The sequence below is a fragment of the Caulobacter sp. FV1ye6ST genome (genome assembly GCF_058681225.1).
In genome coordinates this window covers 3,014,334-3,029,651 of record NZ_CM178733.1, presented here as the reverse complement: position 1 = coordinate 3,029,651, position 15,318 = coordinate 3,014,334, and the positions used below count along the sequence as shown (strand labels likewise).

Here is a 15,318-nt window from a genome sequence, read left to right as displayed (position 1 = left end):
CGGCCGGCTAGTGTCTGATGCTGAATTGGACGCCGATCGTGCGAGGCGCGTCGGCGACCGCGTAGACGGAGTAGGGCGCCATCGCCGCGGGAGCACGATACGACGCAGTCGTCTTGTCGGTCAGGTTCTTGCCGAGAAGCGCCACTTCCCAGCCCGCGCCGCGTGGGGCGTAGCTTACGCGGAGATCGACCTTGGCGAAGCCACTCTGCGACTGCAGCGGATCGGCGCTCGCGGAGGTAAAGAACTTCGAGCTGAAATAGACCGACGGCTCGATCTTTAACAGCGCTTCCCCGACCGGAAACTCCGCGTTCGCCGTAAGGCTCCCACTGAATTTAGGCGCGTAGGCTCGGCTTTTGCCGCTCACGTCCTGAACGCAGGTCGCTGACGCCGCGCTCTGGAGGATGGTGCACGCGGCGTTGGGGAACGTCGTATACTTAGAGCTCAGGTAGGCGATGTCGCCCGACAGGCTAAGCCAGTCATTGGCCTGGAAGACGACGTTGGCTTCGGCGCCCTTGGCCCGAGCGCCAGCGGCGTTGCGGACCACCGAGATGGGAGCGCCGGCCGCGTTGAAGACCAGGGTCGTTTCCTGCAGGTCGGCATAGTCGCTGAGATAGGCGTCGGCGTTCAGACGGACGCGACGGTCAAAGAACGTGCCCTTGAAGCCGACCTCATAGGCCTTCACGGTTTCAGGATTGAAGGTGTCGGCGATCTGCGCGGCGCTGAATCCCCCCGCCTTGAAGCCCTCGGAATAGTTCGCATAGGTCATCAGGCTTGGCGTCAGGTCGTACTGAACGCCGACCGCCGGCATGAACTTCTTGTCGGTTCGATCGGGGTTGGCGAACTGACCCAGATCAGCGCCGATGATCTGCGAGAAGACGATATTGGTCAGGGCGTCGGGGAAGGGCCGGTAGCTCTCCAGTGAGCCATTAATCGATGTGCCAAAGCTGACGTTTCGCTGTGCGGACTTCTCCACCGTGGTGTAGCGAGCGCCCACATTGATCCGCAGGCGCTCGACCGGACGGAAGGTCGCCGATGCGAAGCCCGACAGCGTCTTATCGCGATAGGCCTGACGATTGCTGGCCGTGATCGGCGTATCGGCGTTCGTCGTACCCGTCGGGTTGAAGGCGCCAAAGGGCAGGAAGTAAAACCCCGCGTCGGAGCGGACGTCGGTGTCGAGCTTGGAGTAGTAGGCCCCAACCATCCATTCGAAGGCGCCCCCCGTCTTCGATTGCAGGCGAAGTTCTTGAGTGAACTGATCGACCTGTTCGGCGGCGGCGGAAGGGAAGGCGTCGTAGCCTGCGACGCCCTTGATCGGGGTCGGGATCAGTTGCACCAGCGCTTCGAAATCGTGGGTGAAGTATGAGGTCGTGCTGGTCAGGGTCAACGAGCTGATGTCAAGCGTGTTGGTCCACGCTGTCTCGTTGAAGTCGTAGTTGTTATAAGTATAGGGCGAATCGCTTTTACGGTTGAGCTTGTCGTCAATAACGCCGCCGTTTGCGGCGAGGAAATTGGTGCAAGCATTCGATCCCGTGCTCGGACCCGTGCCGGGGCAGTTGAGCAGTTCGGCGGGGCTGGCGTTGTGGATCCGCATCCGGCCCTTATCGAACCTCAGGTCCGATCGGAAAGCGTCGGTGGGATCCCAGCGCACCGAAATGCGTCCCAGGGCCTCGCGCGGCCGCGGACCATCCTCTCCGGAGGACTTGAGATGAACATAACCGTCGCCGCCGTTGACCCGACCGGCCAAGCGGATCGAAAGCGTGTCGGACAGCGGCAAAGTCACGCCGCCATCGACGGTGTAGTCGTTGTACTTGAAGCCGTAGTAGCCCGTGACGTTGTAGGCGAAGTCATGGCCCGGCTTCTTCGTCGTGATATTCAGGGCGCCGGCAATGGCGTTGTTGCCGAAAAAGGTCGTCTGGGGGCCTTTGAGCACTTCGATCTGATCGACGTCCAGGAAAGCCGCTCGGGTCGCACGCGCGCGGCCGCGATAGACGCCGTCCACGAAGGTGGCGACCGACTGCTCAAAGCCAACATTCTGGCCCGAGCCGACGCCGCGCACGTTAAGGAAGTCGACCAACGGACCCGTGGCGATTTTCACGTTCGGTAGGCGTGCGGTGACCGATTCCAGCGAGGTGAGATTGCTTTGGGCCAGCGCGGCGCCGGTGACGACGGACACCGCCACCGGGACGTCCTGAAGGCTCTGCGACCGCCGCTGGCTGGTGACGACAATCTCCTCGACCGTCTTGGCTTGATCAGTGTCAGGCGGCGAAGCGGTCTGAGCCTGGGCCGTGGATCCTGCGGCGATCAACAGGGCAACGACGCTCGCCGAAGCCCAGATTCGTGACGATGAATAGACCAAAGTTTTCCTCCCCATTGTGACACCGGCCTCGTTGGGTCCGGACTATTGAGCATTACGCGCCACCGGACGCACCGATGGTTCGCGTCGGCCAATTACTTGACGATTTGCGCCAAACCCGGCGGCCTTTGCTCCGATGGGCCTCAGTGGACGATGCAGACCGATTTCTCTTTGGTGAAACCTTCAACCCAACGTGGTCCGAACTCTTGAGCTGACCCCGATTGCTTGAAGCCGCCGAACGGCAGATTTGGGTCGAGTGGAATGTGGGTGTTGACCCAAACGGTGCCCGCCTCGATGCGCGGCACGATGTCCAGCGTGGCCTTGAGGTCGCGCGTCCACAGACTCGCCGTTAGACCGTAGGCGGAGTCGTTGGCCGCCACGATCGCATCTTCGACGGTCTCGACGCGAACCAGGCTGAGCACGGGGCCGAAGACTTCTTCATGTGTGAACCGCAGCGAGGCGGCAGGGTTCACGATGAGGGTGGGCCGCACGTAGTAGCCATTGGCGTCGGGGCCCTCAGCGCCCTGGAGCAACTCGGCAGCCGACGCCGCATCCTCAAGGTACGACAAGACTTTGTCACGATGGGGGGACGAGACGAGCGCGTTGATCTGATTGGCGGGGTCGAGGCCTGGTCCAACGGTCAGTCCCTTGACCGCACTTTCCAGACCGGCCGCGACCTTGTCGAAAATGCCGGCCTGTACATAGACGCGCGACGCAGCAGAGCAGACTTGGCCCTGATTGAGGAATGCGCCGAGCATCAGGCCTGGCAGAGTGAGCTCAAGATCCGCGTCGTCCAGGACGATCGCGGGATTTTTTCCTCCGAGTTCCAAGGCCACCCGCGTCAGTCGATCCATGGCGATGCGACCGATGGCCTTTCCTGTCGCGGTCGAGCCCGTGAAGGTGATCTTCGAGACGAGGGGCGAACTGACCAAAGCCGCGCCCGCTGTCTGTCCGTCACCGGTTACGAGATTAAAGACCCCTGCCGGAACGCCAGCCTCGGCGGCCAGCTCCACCAGGCGAAGAGCAGTCAGCGGCGTTACCTCCGACGGCTTGAGCACGACCGTGCATCCGGCGGCCAGTGCGGGGATCACCTTCCACAAGGCGATGGCGAATGGAAAATTCCAGGGAGCAATCCCGGCCACAACGCCGACCGGCTCGCGCCGGGTATAGGCCGTGGCCCGCATTCCGGGAGGCAGGGGAATGGAAAGATCGAGGGTCATGCCCGTGATCTTGGTCGCTAGCCCAGCAGCATAGCGACAAAAGTCGATCCCGCCGCCGACTTCGACATAGCGCGCTATCGCCACTGACTTGCCCTGCTCGAGCGTCTGCAATTGCGCCAGCGCGTCGGCATTCGCCTCGATCAAATCGGCCAGTCGCAGCAATATCCTTTCACGCGCCGCTGGGGTTTGACCGCTCCAACGACCGTCGTGGAACGCGCGATGGGCCGATGACACCGCCGCCTCGACGTCGGCGGCGGTGGCGGCGGCAACGCGCGAGATTTCCAGCCCTGTCGCGGGGTCACGGACCGTGAAAGTCTCCTCTGACGAGGCCTCGCGCCAGGCCCCCTCAATGAAAAGGCCGTGAGCGCGCTTGAGAAATGTCGCAACGGACGGATCAATGCTGGGGGCGTCGGCAACGGTCATGGCTGTTCTCTTTGAGGATCAGACGGGCGTGCTGAACTGAGCGACTGGAGCGACGTCGGTGAAATTGACGACATCGCCCATGACGGCAGCGCCATGCTCGCCGCCCATGGCGATCTGGATTTGGTTGAGGTCCGCGAACCGCAACAGGGAAATTGCAAGATACGGTGGCGGCCCGCCGTTCGGCGCTGCCGCGCCAATGACCCCGGTCGCCGATTCCAGACCCGATGTCCCCCAGAGACGCTGGACCATCGGCAGATGGACTTGCACATAGTACTCGGCGTCGAACTTGGCTCCTGGTGTCGCGGGGTAGACCACGGTAACGACGATGGGGGATTTGGGCGCCGCGCTCATGCGCCGATGCCCCGGTCGAGGGCCGGCTTGCGCAGACCTTGGGCTTCGAGGATGGGCAGAACCGTCTGCACGAAACGCTCAGCCCCGCCGATATAATCGACGAACGTCAAAAGCACGCCGTCCATACCGCATTCCGACATCATCTGGAGCTTGGCGGCGATATCTTCTTGCGTGCCGTAGAGCGGGACGCCGCCACCGCCGGCGACCGCCGGACGAAGGCGGGCGAGCGCTTCGGGAGGCATGTTTTTGGCGTTCTTGATCTGATATTCGATGAAGACGTCGATGGAGTCATTGTCCGGATGGTCGACGGTATATTCGCGCGCCTTGGCTTCGGCGGCCTCCAGCGTGTCGGCCTGGACCACGAAGCCGTAGCCCCAGACTTGGATGTCGCGATCGAAGGTCTCCTTGGCGTAGGCCTTGTAAGACGACACCTGCTCCTTGATCGCGGCAGGGTCAGGATTTTGCACGATGACGAAAGCGACATCGGCGTGCTCAGCGGCCAATCGGCGCCCCCGGTCAGAACTGCCCGCGTTCATGATCGGAGGTGTGGGCTTTTGCACCGGCTTGGGCGTCGAAACGCCGCCGATCACCTTCAAATACTTGCCATCGACATTGACTTCCTCGGTCTCGGTCCACAGCCGCTTGACGGTCGTGATCCATTCCTCGCCGAGCGCATAGCGGTCCTCGTGGTCGCCGGCGGCAACACCGAACGTCTCGATTTCCGGCGTGTAGAAGCCCACGACGACGTTGAGCGTGAAGCGCCCGCCCGAGATCTGATCGATGGTCGCTCCCTGCTTGGCGGCGACCAGGGGATGGACCGCGTGGGCGTGAACCGTGGAGAAGACGCTGCTATACTGGGTGCGCGCGCTGACAGCCGCGGCCCAGGCAAAGGTGTCGAGCGTAATGCCCGTGACGTGCTCCGGGCCGCCGAACGGCTTCCAGCGGGAATATGGCACGATCGCCTCTAGGCCCGCCCGGTCGATCGTCTGGGCCACCTGGAGGGAGGCCTCCCAGGTCGGCATGAAGCGGTCGGGGTGTTCGGTCATAACCGTTCCCGTGCCGTTGATGCCAAAGACACCGAGCTTGAGCTTGTTGTCGTTGAACAGCGGATTGGTTTGCTCGCGCGGAGCCGTAGGAAAGGTCTTCACGGGTGGGTCCTTATGACTGATGGGGCGCCGGGGCAGGGCGGCCGAGGAGGATGTCGGCGGCCTTTTCGGCAAGCATGATGGCCGGCAGGTTCGGGTTGCCGCCGATCTGGGTTGGGAAGACGGACGTGTCGACGACCCTCAGGCCCTCGACGCCGCGCACTCGAAACTCGCCATCTACCGGGCTGTCTTCGGTTGCGCCCATTCGGCAACTGCCCACAGGGTGGAACGTGGTCATCGTCGCAGCTCTGAGAAACGCGTTGATCTCAGCGTCGGTGCGGGGTTCATTGGCCGGGGCGAGAAGCGGTCCAGTCAGGTCGGCTAGCGAGGGTTGGCGAACAAGCTCCCGCATGATCCGGTAGCCGCGTCGCATCTCCGCCAGATCCTCGGAATCCTTGAAGACGTTGTAGAGGATGCGCGGTTTGGCCAAGGCGTCGGCCGAAGCCAGAGTGATTGATCCGCGGCTTTTCGGATGGGTCAGCGAAAAGCCGACGCTCAGGCCCGGACCGGTCGGCTTGCGCCAACCTGGGAACCACGGCTTGGATTCCGGCAAGGCTGAGACGATCATTCGCATGTCGGGCTGGCTAAGGCCCTCCTTGGTGCGCACGATCAAGAAGCCCATGAGGGGCGGCGCAGCCAAAAGACCATCGCCTTTGACGAGCCAGCGTAGCGCCGAGACTCCCAGCTGATCAGCCCGCAATTCGCGCGTGAGGCTTAGTGGCTCCTTGGCGCTGACAGAAAACCGCGTTCCAGGCTGGTCTTCCAGATCGCGGCCCACGCCTGGCGCATTCAACGTCACCTCAATCCCGGCTGCTCGCAGATCCGCGGCCGGGCCAATTCCCGAGCACATTAGAAGCTGAGGCGTGTTGATTGGCCCGCCCGATAGGATCACTTCCTTGTCCGCCCGAACTTCTCGAACTTGCCCGTCCTGCACATAGAGCACCCCTACGGCGCGCCCCTTCTCCAGGACCACCTTGACGGCCTGGGCGCCGCTGAGGACGGTTAGGCTCGGGCCAGGGTCGGCGAGATAGGCGTCAGCTGAACTCACACGACGCCCGTGCTTGATATTCATGTCCGGCAGGCCGATGCCCTCCGGAACCGCGCCGCCAAAATCCTCGGTGAGAGCGAACCCGAGCGACTGTGCGGCGGCCAAAACGAGTGGTGCGTGGGGGCTGGGGTTCGGGTATTTCGACACGGTCACTGGACCCGAGGCGCCGTGCCAATGGCTTGCCCCGCGCCAGTTGGATTCCAATTTGCGGAAGTAAGGCAAGACGTCTGCGTAGGACCATCCTTCCAGCCCAAGGCGCGCCCAATTGTCGTAGTCTTGCGGCGCCCCGCGATTGCAGATCATCCCGTTGATCGCCGAAGAACCGCCTAGGGCCCGCCCCCTTGGGATCGGCATGGGGCGGCCGTTCAGTTCCGGCTCGGGCTCGCCCATGTACATCCAGCTTGAGGCTGGATTGAACCACAACGACATGAACGCTGCGGGAATCCTGTAGCGGAATCCGGAAGATGACCCGCCGGCTTCGAGAAGCGCGACGCGTGCGCCGGCTTGCGAGAGCCGGCCAGCCAGCGCGGCGCCCGAAGATCCTGCGCCGACGATGACGTAGTCGAAGCCATCGGCCATGATCAGCCCCGATACCGAGGCTCGGGCACGCCTTGCGCGTCCAAGCCATCGATCACGAACAGCTGACCGCCGGTTGCGTCAGAAGGGAAACCTAGGCACGCACCGTCGATCGAGGTCACAAAGAGACGATCAAGATTGGCCCCACCAAACATCACGCTGGAAACAAGTTTGGGCGGAACATCGATCACACGCTCCAGCGCGCCATCAGGTCGCCAGCAAGCGATCTTTCCCGCTGTGCAGATGGCGCTCCACAGCCGGCCCTGCGTGTCGACAGTCGCCCCGTCGGGGATGCCGCCCAAATCGGCCGTATTGGCGAATACCCGCCGATTAGAGACCGCTCCGGTCTCTAGGTCATAGTCGTAGGCGTAGATGTTCTGGGGGATGCTGTCGGCGAAATAGAAAGTGCCGCCATCGGGACTCCAGCACGGCCCGTTGGTGATGCCAAAGCCGCCGTCCAGTTGCGTGATCACGCCATTGTCGACGCTGTAGAGCCCGCAGACCATGCTCTTCATGTCGGTCGCCACGGTGCCCGTGAGAAAGCGGCCCCGGGGATCGACCTTGCCGTCGTTCCATTGGGTTAGAGGCAAATCGGCTTCCGGATCCCCCAAGGGCGTGACCACGCGCGTTGCGAAATCAAACAGGGCGACGCCGCCGGCCATGGCGACAATGGCGCCGCTCCCCTCGCGAAGAGCCAGCGATCCCACTACACCGGGCATGTCGTAGTGGTCGAACCGGTCATCAGTCGGGCGGTATCGAAGGATCTGGCGACCCATGACGTCGACGAAATAGAGCGCCTGGTCCTGGGGATCCCAAACCGGGCCTTCGCCAAGCTTGCAGGTGATTTCGCCAACACGGGTGATCTGCATGTCGTCCTTCCGACTATCGAAGCGCAACGGCGCCCAGCACACCTACGCTGAGGCCGCACTAGGGACTTGCCCGCTCGCGCCAAAGACTTGTCGCGCATGTCGGGCCGCCGCATTCGATGGTGAGCAAACGGGCCTAGAGTTCGTTCTTGGGGAGAAGACAGAGCGGCTGTACGCGTTCGAAGCCGCTGGCCGTGCTCGGCTAGTTTCTGTCACTCACGAGCAAGTGTGGCGGCACCGTGTGCCGATATACCAGCCGGAAAGGGAGCTTCGCGATCCCGCCAATTTTCCTGACAGGATCGAGCATGGAACTGATCGACACCCTCCGCTCCGGCGCTGATACCTCGACGTCTTGGGGAAGCTTCGAGTTCAGCGGCTGGCAGGACGAGCAAATGTCCTGGAAAACTACCTGCTATATCGGCGACTGGAGTTGGCTCGACGAGCTGACCATTGAGGGGCCCGATGCACTTCGGTTCTTCTCGGACTATTGCATCAATAGCTTCGCCAAATTCGATCTGGCGCAAGCCAAGCATGCGGTGTGCTGCAACGCCAATGGCAAGGTCATTGGCGAAGGCGTGCTGACACGTCTGGCCGAGGACAAGTACGAGTACAATGCCCGTGGGCCCGTTATCCCTTGGCTCGAGTTCCAGTTCGCCAAGGGCGGCTACGACGCCAAGGCCTCTACGACGATCAGCAAGTTCAAATTCCAGGTGTCTGGCCCAACCGCCCTGGCGGTGTGTGAAAAGGTAACCGGGCAGTCGCTCCGAGATATCGGCTTCATGCGCACGGGACCCGCCAGGATCGATGGCGTCGACGTGATGATGCTGCGCCAGGGCATGGCGGGCGAGATCGGCTTCGAGATTCATGGTCCCGCGAGCGCCGCCGTAGAGGTCAAGAAGCGTATCGTCGAGGCCGGTCAGGAGTTTGGCATTCGCCTGTTGGGCTCGCGCACCGTGATGATCAATCACTTAGAGGCGGCATTCCCGACGATCACCCACGACTACCTTCCGGCGATCAGCGAGCCGGCGGAGAAGGACTTCTTTGAAAGTTTGGCCAAGCTCAACCCGACCTATGGCTCCCCCGACTGGTTCCGCAGCCTTGAGCGCACGGTCAAGGTGAAGGGCAGCTTCGAAAGCGACAATGTCAGCGACTGGTATCGCAGTCCGGTCGAGCTGGGCTGGACCAAAAGCATCAAGTTCGATCACGAGTTCTACGGGCGTGCTGCGCTTGAGCAAGAGGTCGCCGCGCCCCAGCGCAAGCGCATGACGCTCGTCTGGAACAAGGACGACGTCGTCGATGTCTTCGCGTCCTTGTTTGAGGAGGGTGAGGCTTACGACTACATGGAGATGCCGCGCCACTCCTGGAACGTCATGTACGCCAATAAGGTGCTGATCGACGGCAAGCTCGTGGGCGTGGCGACGTCTCGCGGCTACAGCTACTATTTCCGGAAGATGATCTCGCATGTGATCATCGATCTTGAGCACGCCGAGGTCGGAACCGAGGTGGTCGTGATCTGGGGGGAGCCAGGCCATCGCCAAAAGACTATCCGGGCGACAGTGGCGGCTTCGCCTTTCAAGCAGGACAACCGGCGCACGGACCTTACTACTCTATAGACCTCTCCGGCGTCTTGGTTTGCGCCAACGGAGCCGAGACGCCGGGCGATCATTGCGTGAGCGCGCTACAAGCAAGGGCGTTGAACCGCGCCGGGTTTGCCGCAGGCCTGATGGTTTAAGTCATGCCGCCATAGCGGACGGCGTGATCGCGGCATAGTAGGCAGCTTCGGCTTCTGCGGCGGGATGTTGCCGATGGGCTCGAGGAGCCGACGGTTGTTGAACCAGTCGACCCATTCGAGCGTGGCGTACTCGACGGCCTCGAACGAGCGCCAGGGGCCCCGCCGATGGATGACCTCGGCCTTGTAGAGACCGTTGATGGTTTCGGCCAAGGCGTTGTCATAGCTGTCGCCGACGCTGCCGACCGAGGGTTCAATGCCAGCTTCGGCCAATCGCTCCGTGTACTTAAATGCTGATGTATTGAGAACTGCGGCCGGAATGATGAATCCGGCCGCCCCGATGTTGCGGGCGTCGTTCGTGTAGAGCCTGGTCCAGCGCGTCGAGGACGAAGCTGGCGTGGGCCGTGCGGCTGGCGCGCCAGCCGACGATCCGCCTGGCGTAGGCGCCGATGACGAAGGCCACGTAGACCAAGCCCGCCCAGATGGCGACGTAGGTGAAGTCCGACAGCCACAGCAGGTCGGGCGCCGGAGCGTGGAACTGGCGGTTCACATGGTCGAGCGGATAGGCGAGGCCTTGTCACTGATCGGGGTGCGCACCGGCTTGCCCCGGATCACCCCTTGCAGGCCAAGTTCGCCCATCAGCCGCGCCACCGTGCAGCGGGCCACCTGGAAGCCCTCCCGGCGCATCTGCCGCCAGACCTTGCGCACGTCGTAGACGGCGAAGTTCTCGGCGAAGACGCGGGCGATCTCGGGCTTGAGGGCCTGATCCCGGCGCGCTCGCGCCGACTGCCGCGCCTGATCGCGCCGCTGGGCCAGGCGCTCGCGGTAGGTAGACGGGGCGATCGGCAAGACCTTGCAGATCGGCTCGACCCGGATGCCGCCCCGGTGATCGTCAATGAAGGCGATCATCGCTTGAACGGGGCGGTCGAGCTCCGCCTGGGCAAAATAGGCCGACGCCTTGCGCAGGATCTGGCTGCTATGCGCCGACCTTCGGTTCATTGGCCTGGCGCCACTCCCGGTTCTCCCGCTCAAGAGCCTTGAGCTTCTCGGACATCCGTCGGCACGCCGGCCCGCTTGCCGCTGTCGTCCTCCGTCTTCTTGACCCACTCATGCAGGGTCTGCGGCGCGCAGCCGATCTTCTCGGCGATGGACACCACGGCCGCCCAGCGCGAGGCGTGATCCGGCTCGTGATCCAGCACCATCCGAACCGCTCGTTCGCGAACCTCAGGTGAAAACTTGTTCGTCGTCTTGTTGCTCATAATGGCCCCTTACTCTCAGGAGTTGGGGCCTCCGGCAAACCCGGCGCGGTTCACTGCGCAATGTCGGCGGGATCTGGACCGCTGTGTCATCGCGACGGCGACGATCATCCTTGCTAACCCGGCGCGCGCTTGAAATCTGCGTGCGGCAAGATGCCGCCGCAAGGCGGTGCGGCATCAAACAAAGTCTTTCACGATTGCAGCGCTAATGGATCCGTCCGCTAAGTTGGCGTAGAGGTCTGCAACTTAGGCGCTTCTAAACCGTGGATTTGTCATGTATCCGAATTTAAAGTTGAAGTTGATGGTGATCGCTACAATTTCTAATTGTGAGCTGCATTGTCGAGGTCTTGGTTCGAAAAGCAGCATCATTTGAGAGAGGGAGCGTCGTTTGCTTGGATAGTTTCGGTGATCGACTTGGTGATTTTCGCGGCGCCTTGAGGCGCTTCTAGCATCGCGCTTAGGGAAGAGGCTGAGTCGCCCTCGGGCGACCGACCATGAGGCAGACGGAGCGAGGGCGCGAGCCCTTGAGCAGACAGATGGCGCTCCGGCGCGCTTGGCCGAGGAGGGCCTTTGCATGGCTTTGGGTGTTCGCCTCTATCGATCGGCTAATTCCCGGCAAAGCCTGTTGGTGGCCGTGGTGCTGTTGGCGGTCTATGTGGCCATTCAAATGTGGATCTGGCTGTTTTGCCGCGACATCAGCGACGCCGCCGCCTTCTTCCCCTCGAATGGCGTCCTTCTGGCCGGGATCCTCATCCTGTCGCCTCGGCTGGGACTTGGTTTTTGCCTGGCCTGCTTCGCCGTTGACATCACCCTCAACTGGGTTGGCCGGATCGACCTTGTTCACGCCCTGCTGTTCAGCAGCCTAAACCAAGCGCTGGCCTTCGGGGGCGCAGCGCTGACGCGAACCTTCTGCGGAGCGGCGCTGGACCTGTCGCGCGCCAGGCGATTGCTCACCTTCTCCCTGATCGCCGTGGGCGGCGCGGCCTTGGAGGCCTTGGTGGGTCAGATCCTCGTCGGCTTCATCGACCGATCTTTCGCCGATTTTGGCGCTGCTTGGCTCCAGTGGATGCTCGAAGACGGCCTTGGTCTGCTGATCGCCACGCCTGCGGTGCTCTTGCCGTTCAGGCAACGACGCCTGTTGTCCGCGGCGGCGGGCCCGCGTCTTGAGCGCCTTTTGCTGCTCCTTTTAATGCTTTCGCTGACGCTCCTGGCTTTCACGCTCGATCGCTTCATCGCCGTGACGCTTGTTATGCCCGCTTTGGTGCTGCTGGCTTTCCGGGCCGGGCCAAGTTGGGTCTATGTCTCGGTGCTGATGATGGGTCTCCTGGCCATGGCGCTCACGGCCAACGGCCACGGGCCGATAGCCCTCATGACGCCAGTCAGTCCGTATCGGCAGGAGTTTATGATCCAGCTGTTCATCGCTTCGGCCTTCGCGGCCGCCATCCCTGCAACCGCCGCGCTCTGCGCGCGAAACCGCAGCGCCCAGCGCCTGCAACGCGCCTATGCGACCGTGCGCAAAGCCAAGGAAAAGGCCGAGGCGGCCAGCCGCTCCAAATCGGAGTTCCTGGCCAATATGAGCCACGAAATCCGCACGCCCATGAACGGGGTGTTGGGGGTCGTCAGCGCCTTGGCGCGGACCGATCTGTCTCCCAGACAGCGGGAGATGGTTCAACTCGTCGAAACCAGCGCCGACTCCTTGCAGGCCCTGCTCAACGACGTGCTGGACATGGCGCGCGTCGAGGCCGGGGAGTTGGCGATCCAGACCCAACCGTTCGATCTTCGAACGACCTGCGCCGACATGGTCGAGCTCTTCCGAGCCAAGGCCGAGGACAAAGGCCTTGTGCTGGATCTTCGTGTCGCGCCGGCGGTGGCCGAACGCCATTTCGGCGACGCCCTGCGCCTGAAACAGATCCTTGGCAATCTGATCTCGAACGCGGTCAAGTTCACCCAGACCGGCCGTGTAATCCTTGATATCGCGGCCGGCGCCGAGATCGATGGAGTCCAGGCGCTCGATCTGTCTGTCAGGGACTCGGGTATTGGCTTTGACGCCGAGGCCGGCGCGCGGCTGTTCGACCGCTTTGCCCAGGCTGACGGCTCAATCACCCGGCGGTTTGGCGGTACGGGATTGGGTTTGTCGATCTCGCGGGCCCTCGCGCGGCTGATGGGCGGGGATCTGACAGCTGTGTCCGCGGTCGGGGAGGGCGCGTGCTTTACCTTAACTGTCGCTCTGCCCGTGTCGGCGGCGAACTTTGGTGGGCATTCACAGACCTTCCGCGACCCAGACCTGGTCACCGGTGGGACGCTCAAGATCCTGCTGGCCGAAGATCACGAGATCAATCGGCGGGTCGTGAGGTTGATGCTGGAAGCCTTGGATGTGGAACTGACCACGGCCGACGATGGACGCGAAGCTCTCGCGCGCTTTGCACAGGGCGCTTTCGACCTCGTGCTGATGGATATGCAGATGCCCAATATGGGCGGGCTTGAGGCGATCGCCCGTATCCGTCAGATCGAACGCGACGCCGGCGCGCCGGCGGTGCCGATCGTGATGCTGACCGCGAACGTCTCGCCGCAAGACCGGGCGGCGGGAATGACCGCCGGCGCCGACGCCTTCTTGACCAAGCCGGTCAACGCCGGTGACCTCCTCTCGACCATCGCCAAAGTGTTGGCTTAGCAAGTCCTATTCCGGAACAGCGCGCCCCTTCGCCAGTCATAAATGTCTGTGAGCGGCTCTATAGCGCCCGCATTTCGAAGGCGGCTGAAACCTCCCTTGGCCAGGCCAAGGGCGTCAAATAGGCCAGTGATACGCCGGGCGGGATCATTAACTGTTCGTCAGGCGGCTCGCCGACAACCGCGCCAAGGACGGGGAGGGCTGCGGCGCGGAAAGACAGGCGAACGGCGGGAGAGGGTCCCGCGGGACGCTTCCGTTGCACACTCTGACGGCCTCATTCGACGTCCCTCGGCTGTTCCTGAAAGGACCCTAAGGGCGCACCCATCCGGTGAGACTTTCAGTTTGGCTCGCGTGGATCAGCAACCCTTGCAAGGTCACCGTGGCTGACCTGCCTGCGCCAGGCGTTGATGGTCTTGGTGAAGCCAATCTTGCCCGGCTGCGCGCGGCCGTGGGCGCTTAGCGTATCTCTGAGTGACCCTAGATGGGCGGAGGCGGACCGGCCCCAATGCCCTCAATCAGAAGCGCGACGGCTCTCGAAATTGCATCCGCTCTTTCTTCTTTGGGAAGATCGGTCGCGACGGCTTGGAGCATGCGCGCCAGCACATCGAAATCGGCCGAGGTCATATCTGACCGGATCCGGCCTGCCGCCTGAACACGCTGGAGATGGCGCCCAAACAGGTCGCGCGCTCGTTGCTGAAGCTCGCGAAACTGGGCGGTCAGGGCGTCATCACTGGAAAGACGGTCGATGCCCGCCGCGTGGAGAACCGACATCAAGCCGACCCGGCATAAGAGAAACACGAATGCATCCATGGGGTCGGGATACCGCCCCACGTCTTGGGACACTTCGTCCAGCCGAAGATTCACGACTTCGATCGCCAATGCGGAGCGATCCTTGAAGTTGCGATACAGCGTTCCCCGGCCAACGCCTGCCTTCTCAGCGATGACCTCAAGCGGCACGTCATAGCCCATTTCCTCGAACATATGGGCTGCGGTTCTCACCAATGCGTCGCGCCTCTCCTTTGCATCCCTTCGCATCCTTGACCTCTCCTACTCTCCCAGCTACTAAGCGGACATTGGTGTCCGGTTAGTGCGTTGTACAGCGCCGGTTCGCGGATCTGATCCATGGGCGCCGATGCTGACGGTCAAGCCGCTCATGCCGACCCTTTAACAGCGGAGTTGCTGCTTGTTGATCCCCCCTCGCACTCTGGCGCTCGTGCCAGCGGCTACTGTGGTCCTGCTTTTCGTGGCTGCATGCAGCGGCGGCGAGACGCAACCGACGGCGCCGCCGGTCACGGTCGCTGTAGTCACCGTCGCTTCCGGGGTTGTTCGCAACGTCGTCGAACTCCCGGGTCGTATCGAGGCGGTGCGAGCAGCGGGAGTGCGGGCGCGCTTGGCTGCCGCCCATCAGTACACCGTACAAAAGGCCTTCCGGGAAGTGTCCGGCGCGCTAGTGCGCCGCCAGCGCCACCGCGAGCAGCAGGAGGCGGTTGCCGTCCAACGGCGATTGGCGGAGGCGGCTCAGCTTCGATACGACAGCGGCGCCGCCATCAATTTCGTCGTGATGGATGCGCAGCGCAATCTGTTCTCGACCGCCGTTGATCCTGCTGCGCGCGACCAAATTGCAGAATGGTGTCCCGCTCTACACTGCGCTTGGGGGCTTGGTCTCCAATGAGCATGTTTTTG

Annotated in this window: 10 protein-coding genes, 1 pseudogene and 1 other annotated feature; of the genes and pseudogenes, 3 read left to right on the top strand and 8 right to left on the bottom strand. The window is 62.7% G+C overall.

Features of this window, described 5'->3' with window-relative positions:
• Positions 1-7 precede the first annotated feature (7 nt).
• The 6 genes from ACW175_RS14640 to ACW175_RS14615 all read right to left on the bottom strand — a co-directional run bounded on the left by ACW175_RS14640 (position 8) and on the right by ACW175_RS14615 (position 7,985).
• A complete protein-coding gene (locus tag ACW175_RS14640) occupies positions 8-2,305 on the bottom strand; it encodes a TonB-dependent receptor (RefSeq protein ID WP_492100779.1) in 2,298 nt (765 codons plus the stop codon).
• A 191-nt stretch (positions 2,306-2,496) separates the two neighbouring features.
• Positions 2,497-3,996, bottom strand: coding sequence for an aldehyde dehydrogenase family protein (locus ACW175_RS14635; protein ID WP_492100778.1), 1,500 nt, complete (start codon positions 3,994-3,996; stop codon positions 2,497-2,499).
• Positions 3,997-4,014: 18 nt separating this feature from the next.
• Entirely contained in the window at positions 4,015-4,347 is a 333-nt protein-coding gene (locus tag ACW175_RS14630; protein ID WP_492100777.1) for an EthD family reductase, read from the bottom strand.
• Complete coding sequence (locus tag ACW175_RS14625; protein ID WP_492100776.1) at positions 4,344-5,567, bottom strand: LLM class flavin-dependent oxidoreductase; 1,224 nt, start codon at positions 5,565-5,567, stop codon at positions 4,344-4,346. The genes ACW175_RS14630 and ACW175_RS14625 overlap by 4 nt, the downstream gene beginning before the upstream one ends.
• Entirely contained in the window at positions 5,506-7,119 is a 1,614-nt protein-coding gene (locus ACW175_RS14620) for a GMC family oxidoreductase (RefSeq protein ID WP_492100775.1), read from the bottom strand. Before ACW175_RS14620 ends, ACW175_RS14625 begins: the two co-directional genes overlap by 62 nt.
• Before the next feature lie 2 nt (positions 7,120-7,121).
• Positions 7,122-7,985: an SMP-30/gluconolactonase/LRE family protein gene (locus ACW175_RS14615; protein ID WP_492100774.1), complete on the bottom strand. Its 864-nt coding sequence runs from the start codon at positions 7,983-7,985 to the stop codon at positions 7,122-7,124.
• Between the two features lie 302 nt (positions 7,986-8,287).
• Between ACW175_RS14615 and ACW175_RS14610 the strand changes: the two genes are divergently transcribed.
• Positions 8,288-9,595 (top strand): glycine cleavage T C-terminal barrel domain-containing protein, encoded by a 1,308-nt coding sequence (locus tag ACW175_RS14610; protein ID WP_492100773.1) that lies wholly within the window; start codon positions 8,288-8,290, stop codon positions 9,593-9,595.
• 120 nt (positions 9,596-9,715) lie between these two features.
• Here ACW175_RS14610 and ACW175_RS14605 read toward each other — a convergent pair.
• Positions 9,716-10,970 (bottom strand): annotated as a pseudogene (locus ACW175_RS14605) (IS3 family transposase).
• Positions 10,546-10,663: a sequence feature (AL1L pseudoknot), on the bottom strand. It overlaps the preceding pseudogene by 118 nt.
• Positions 10,971-11,541: 571 nt before the next feature.
• Between ACW175_RS14605 and ACW175_RS14600 the strand changes: the two are divergent.
• Entirely contained in the window at positions 11,542-13,638 is a 2,097-nt protein-coding gene (locus ACW175_RS14600) for a response regulator (RefSeq protein ID WP_492100772.1), read from the top strand.
• A 474-nt stretch (positions 13,639-14,112) separates the two neighbouring features.
• Here the strand turns inward: ACW175_RS14600 and ACW175_RS14595 are convergent, their stop codons facing one another.
• Positions 14,113-14,634: a TetR/AcrR family transcriptional regulator gene (locus ACW175_RS14595; protein WP_492100771.1), complete on the bottom strand. Its 522-nt coding sequence runs from the start codon at positions 14,632-14,634 to the stop codon at positions 14,113-14,115.
• 229 nt (positions 14,635-14,863) lie between these two features.
• Between ACW175_RS14595 and ACW175_RS14590 the strand changes: the two genes are divergently transcribed.
• A complete protein-coding gene (locus ACW175_RS14590) occupies positions 14,864-15,307 on the top strand; it encodes a hypothetical protein (protein ID WP_492100770.1) in 444 nt (147 codons plus the stop codon).
• Positions 15,308-15,318: the final 11 nt, after the last annotated feature.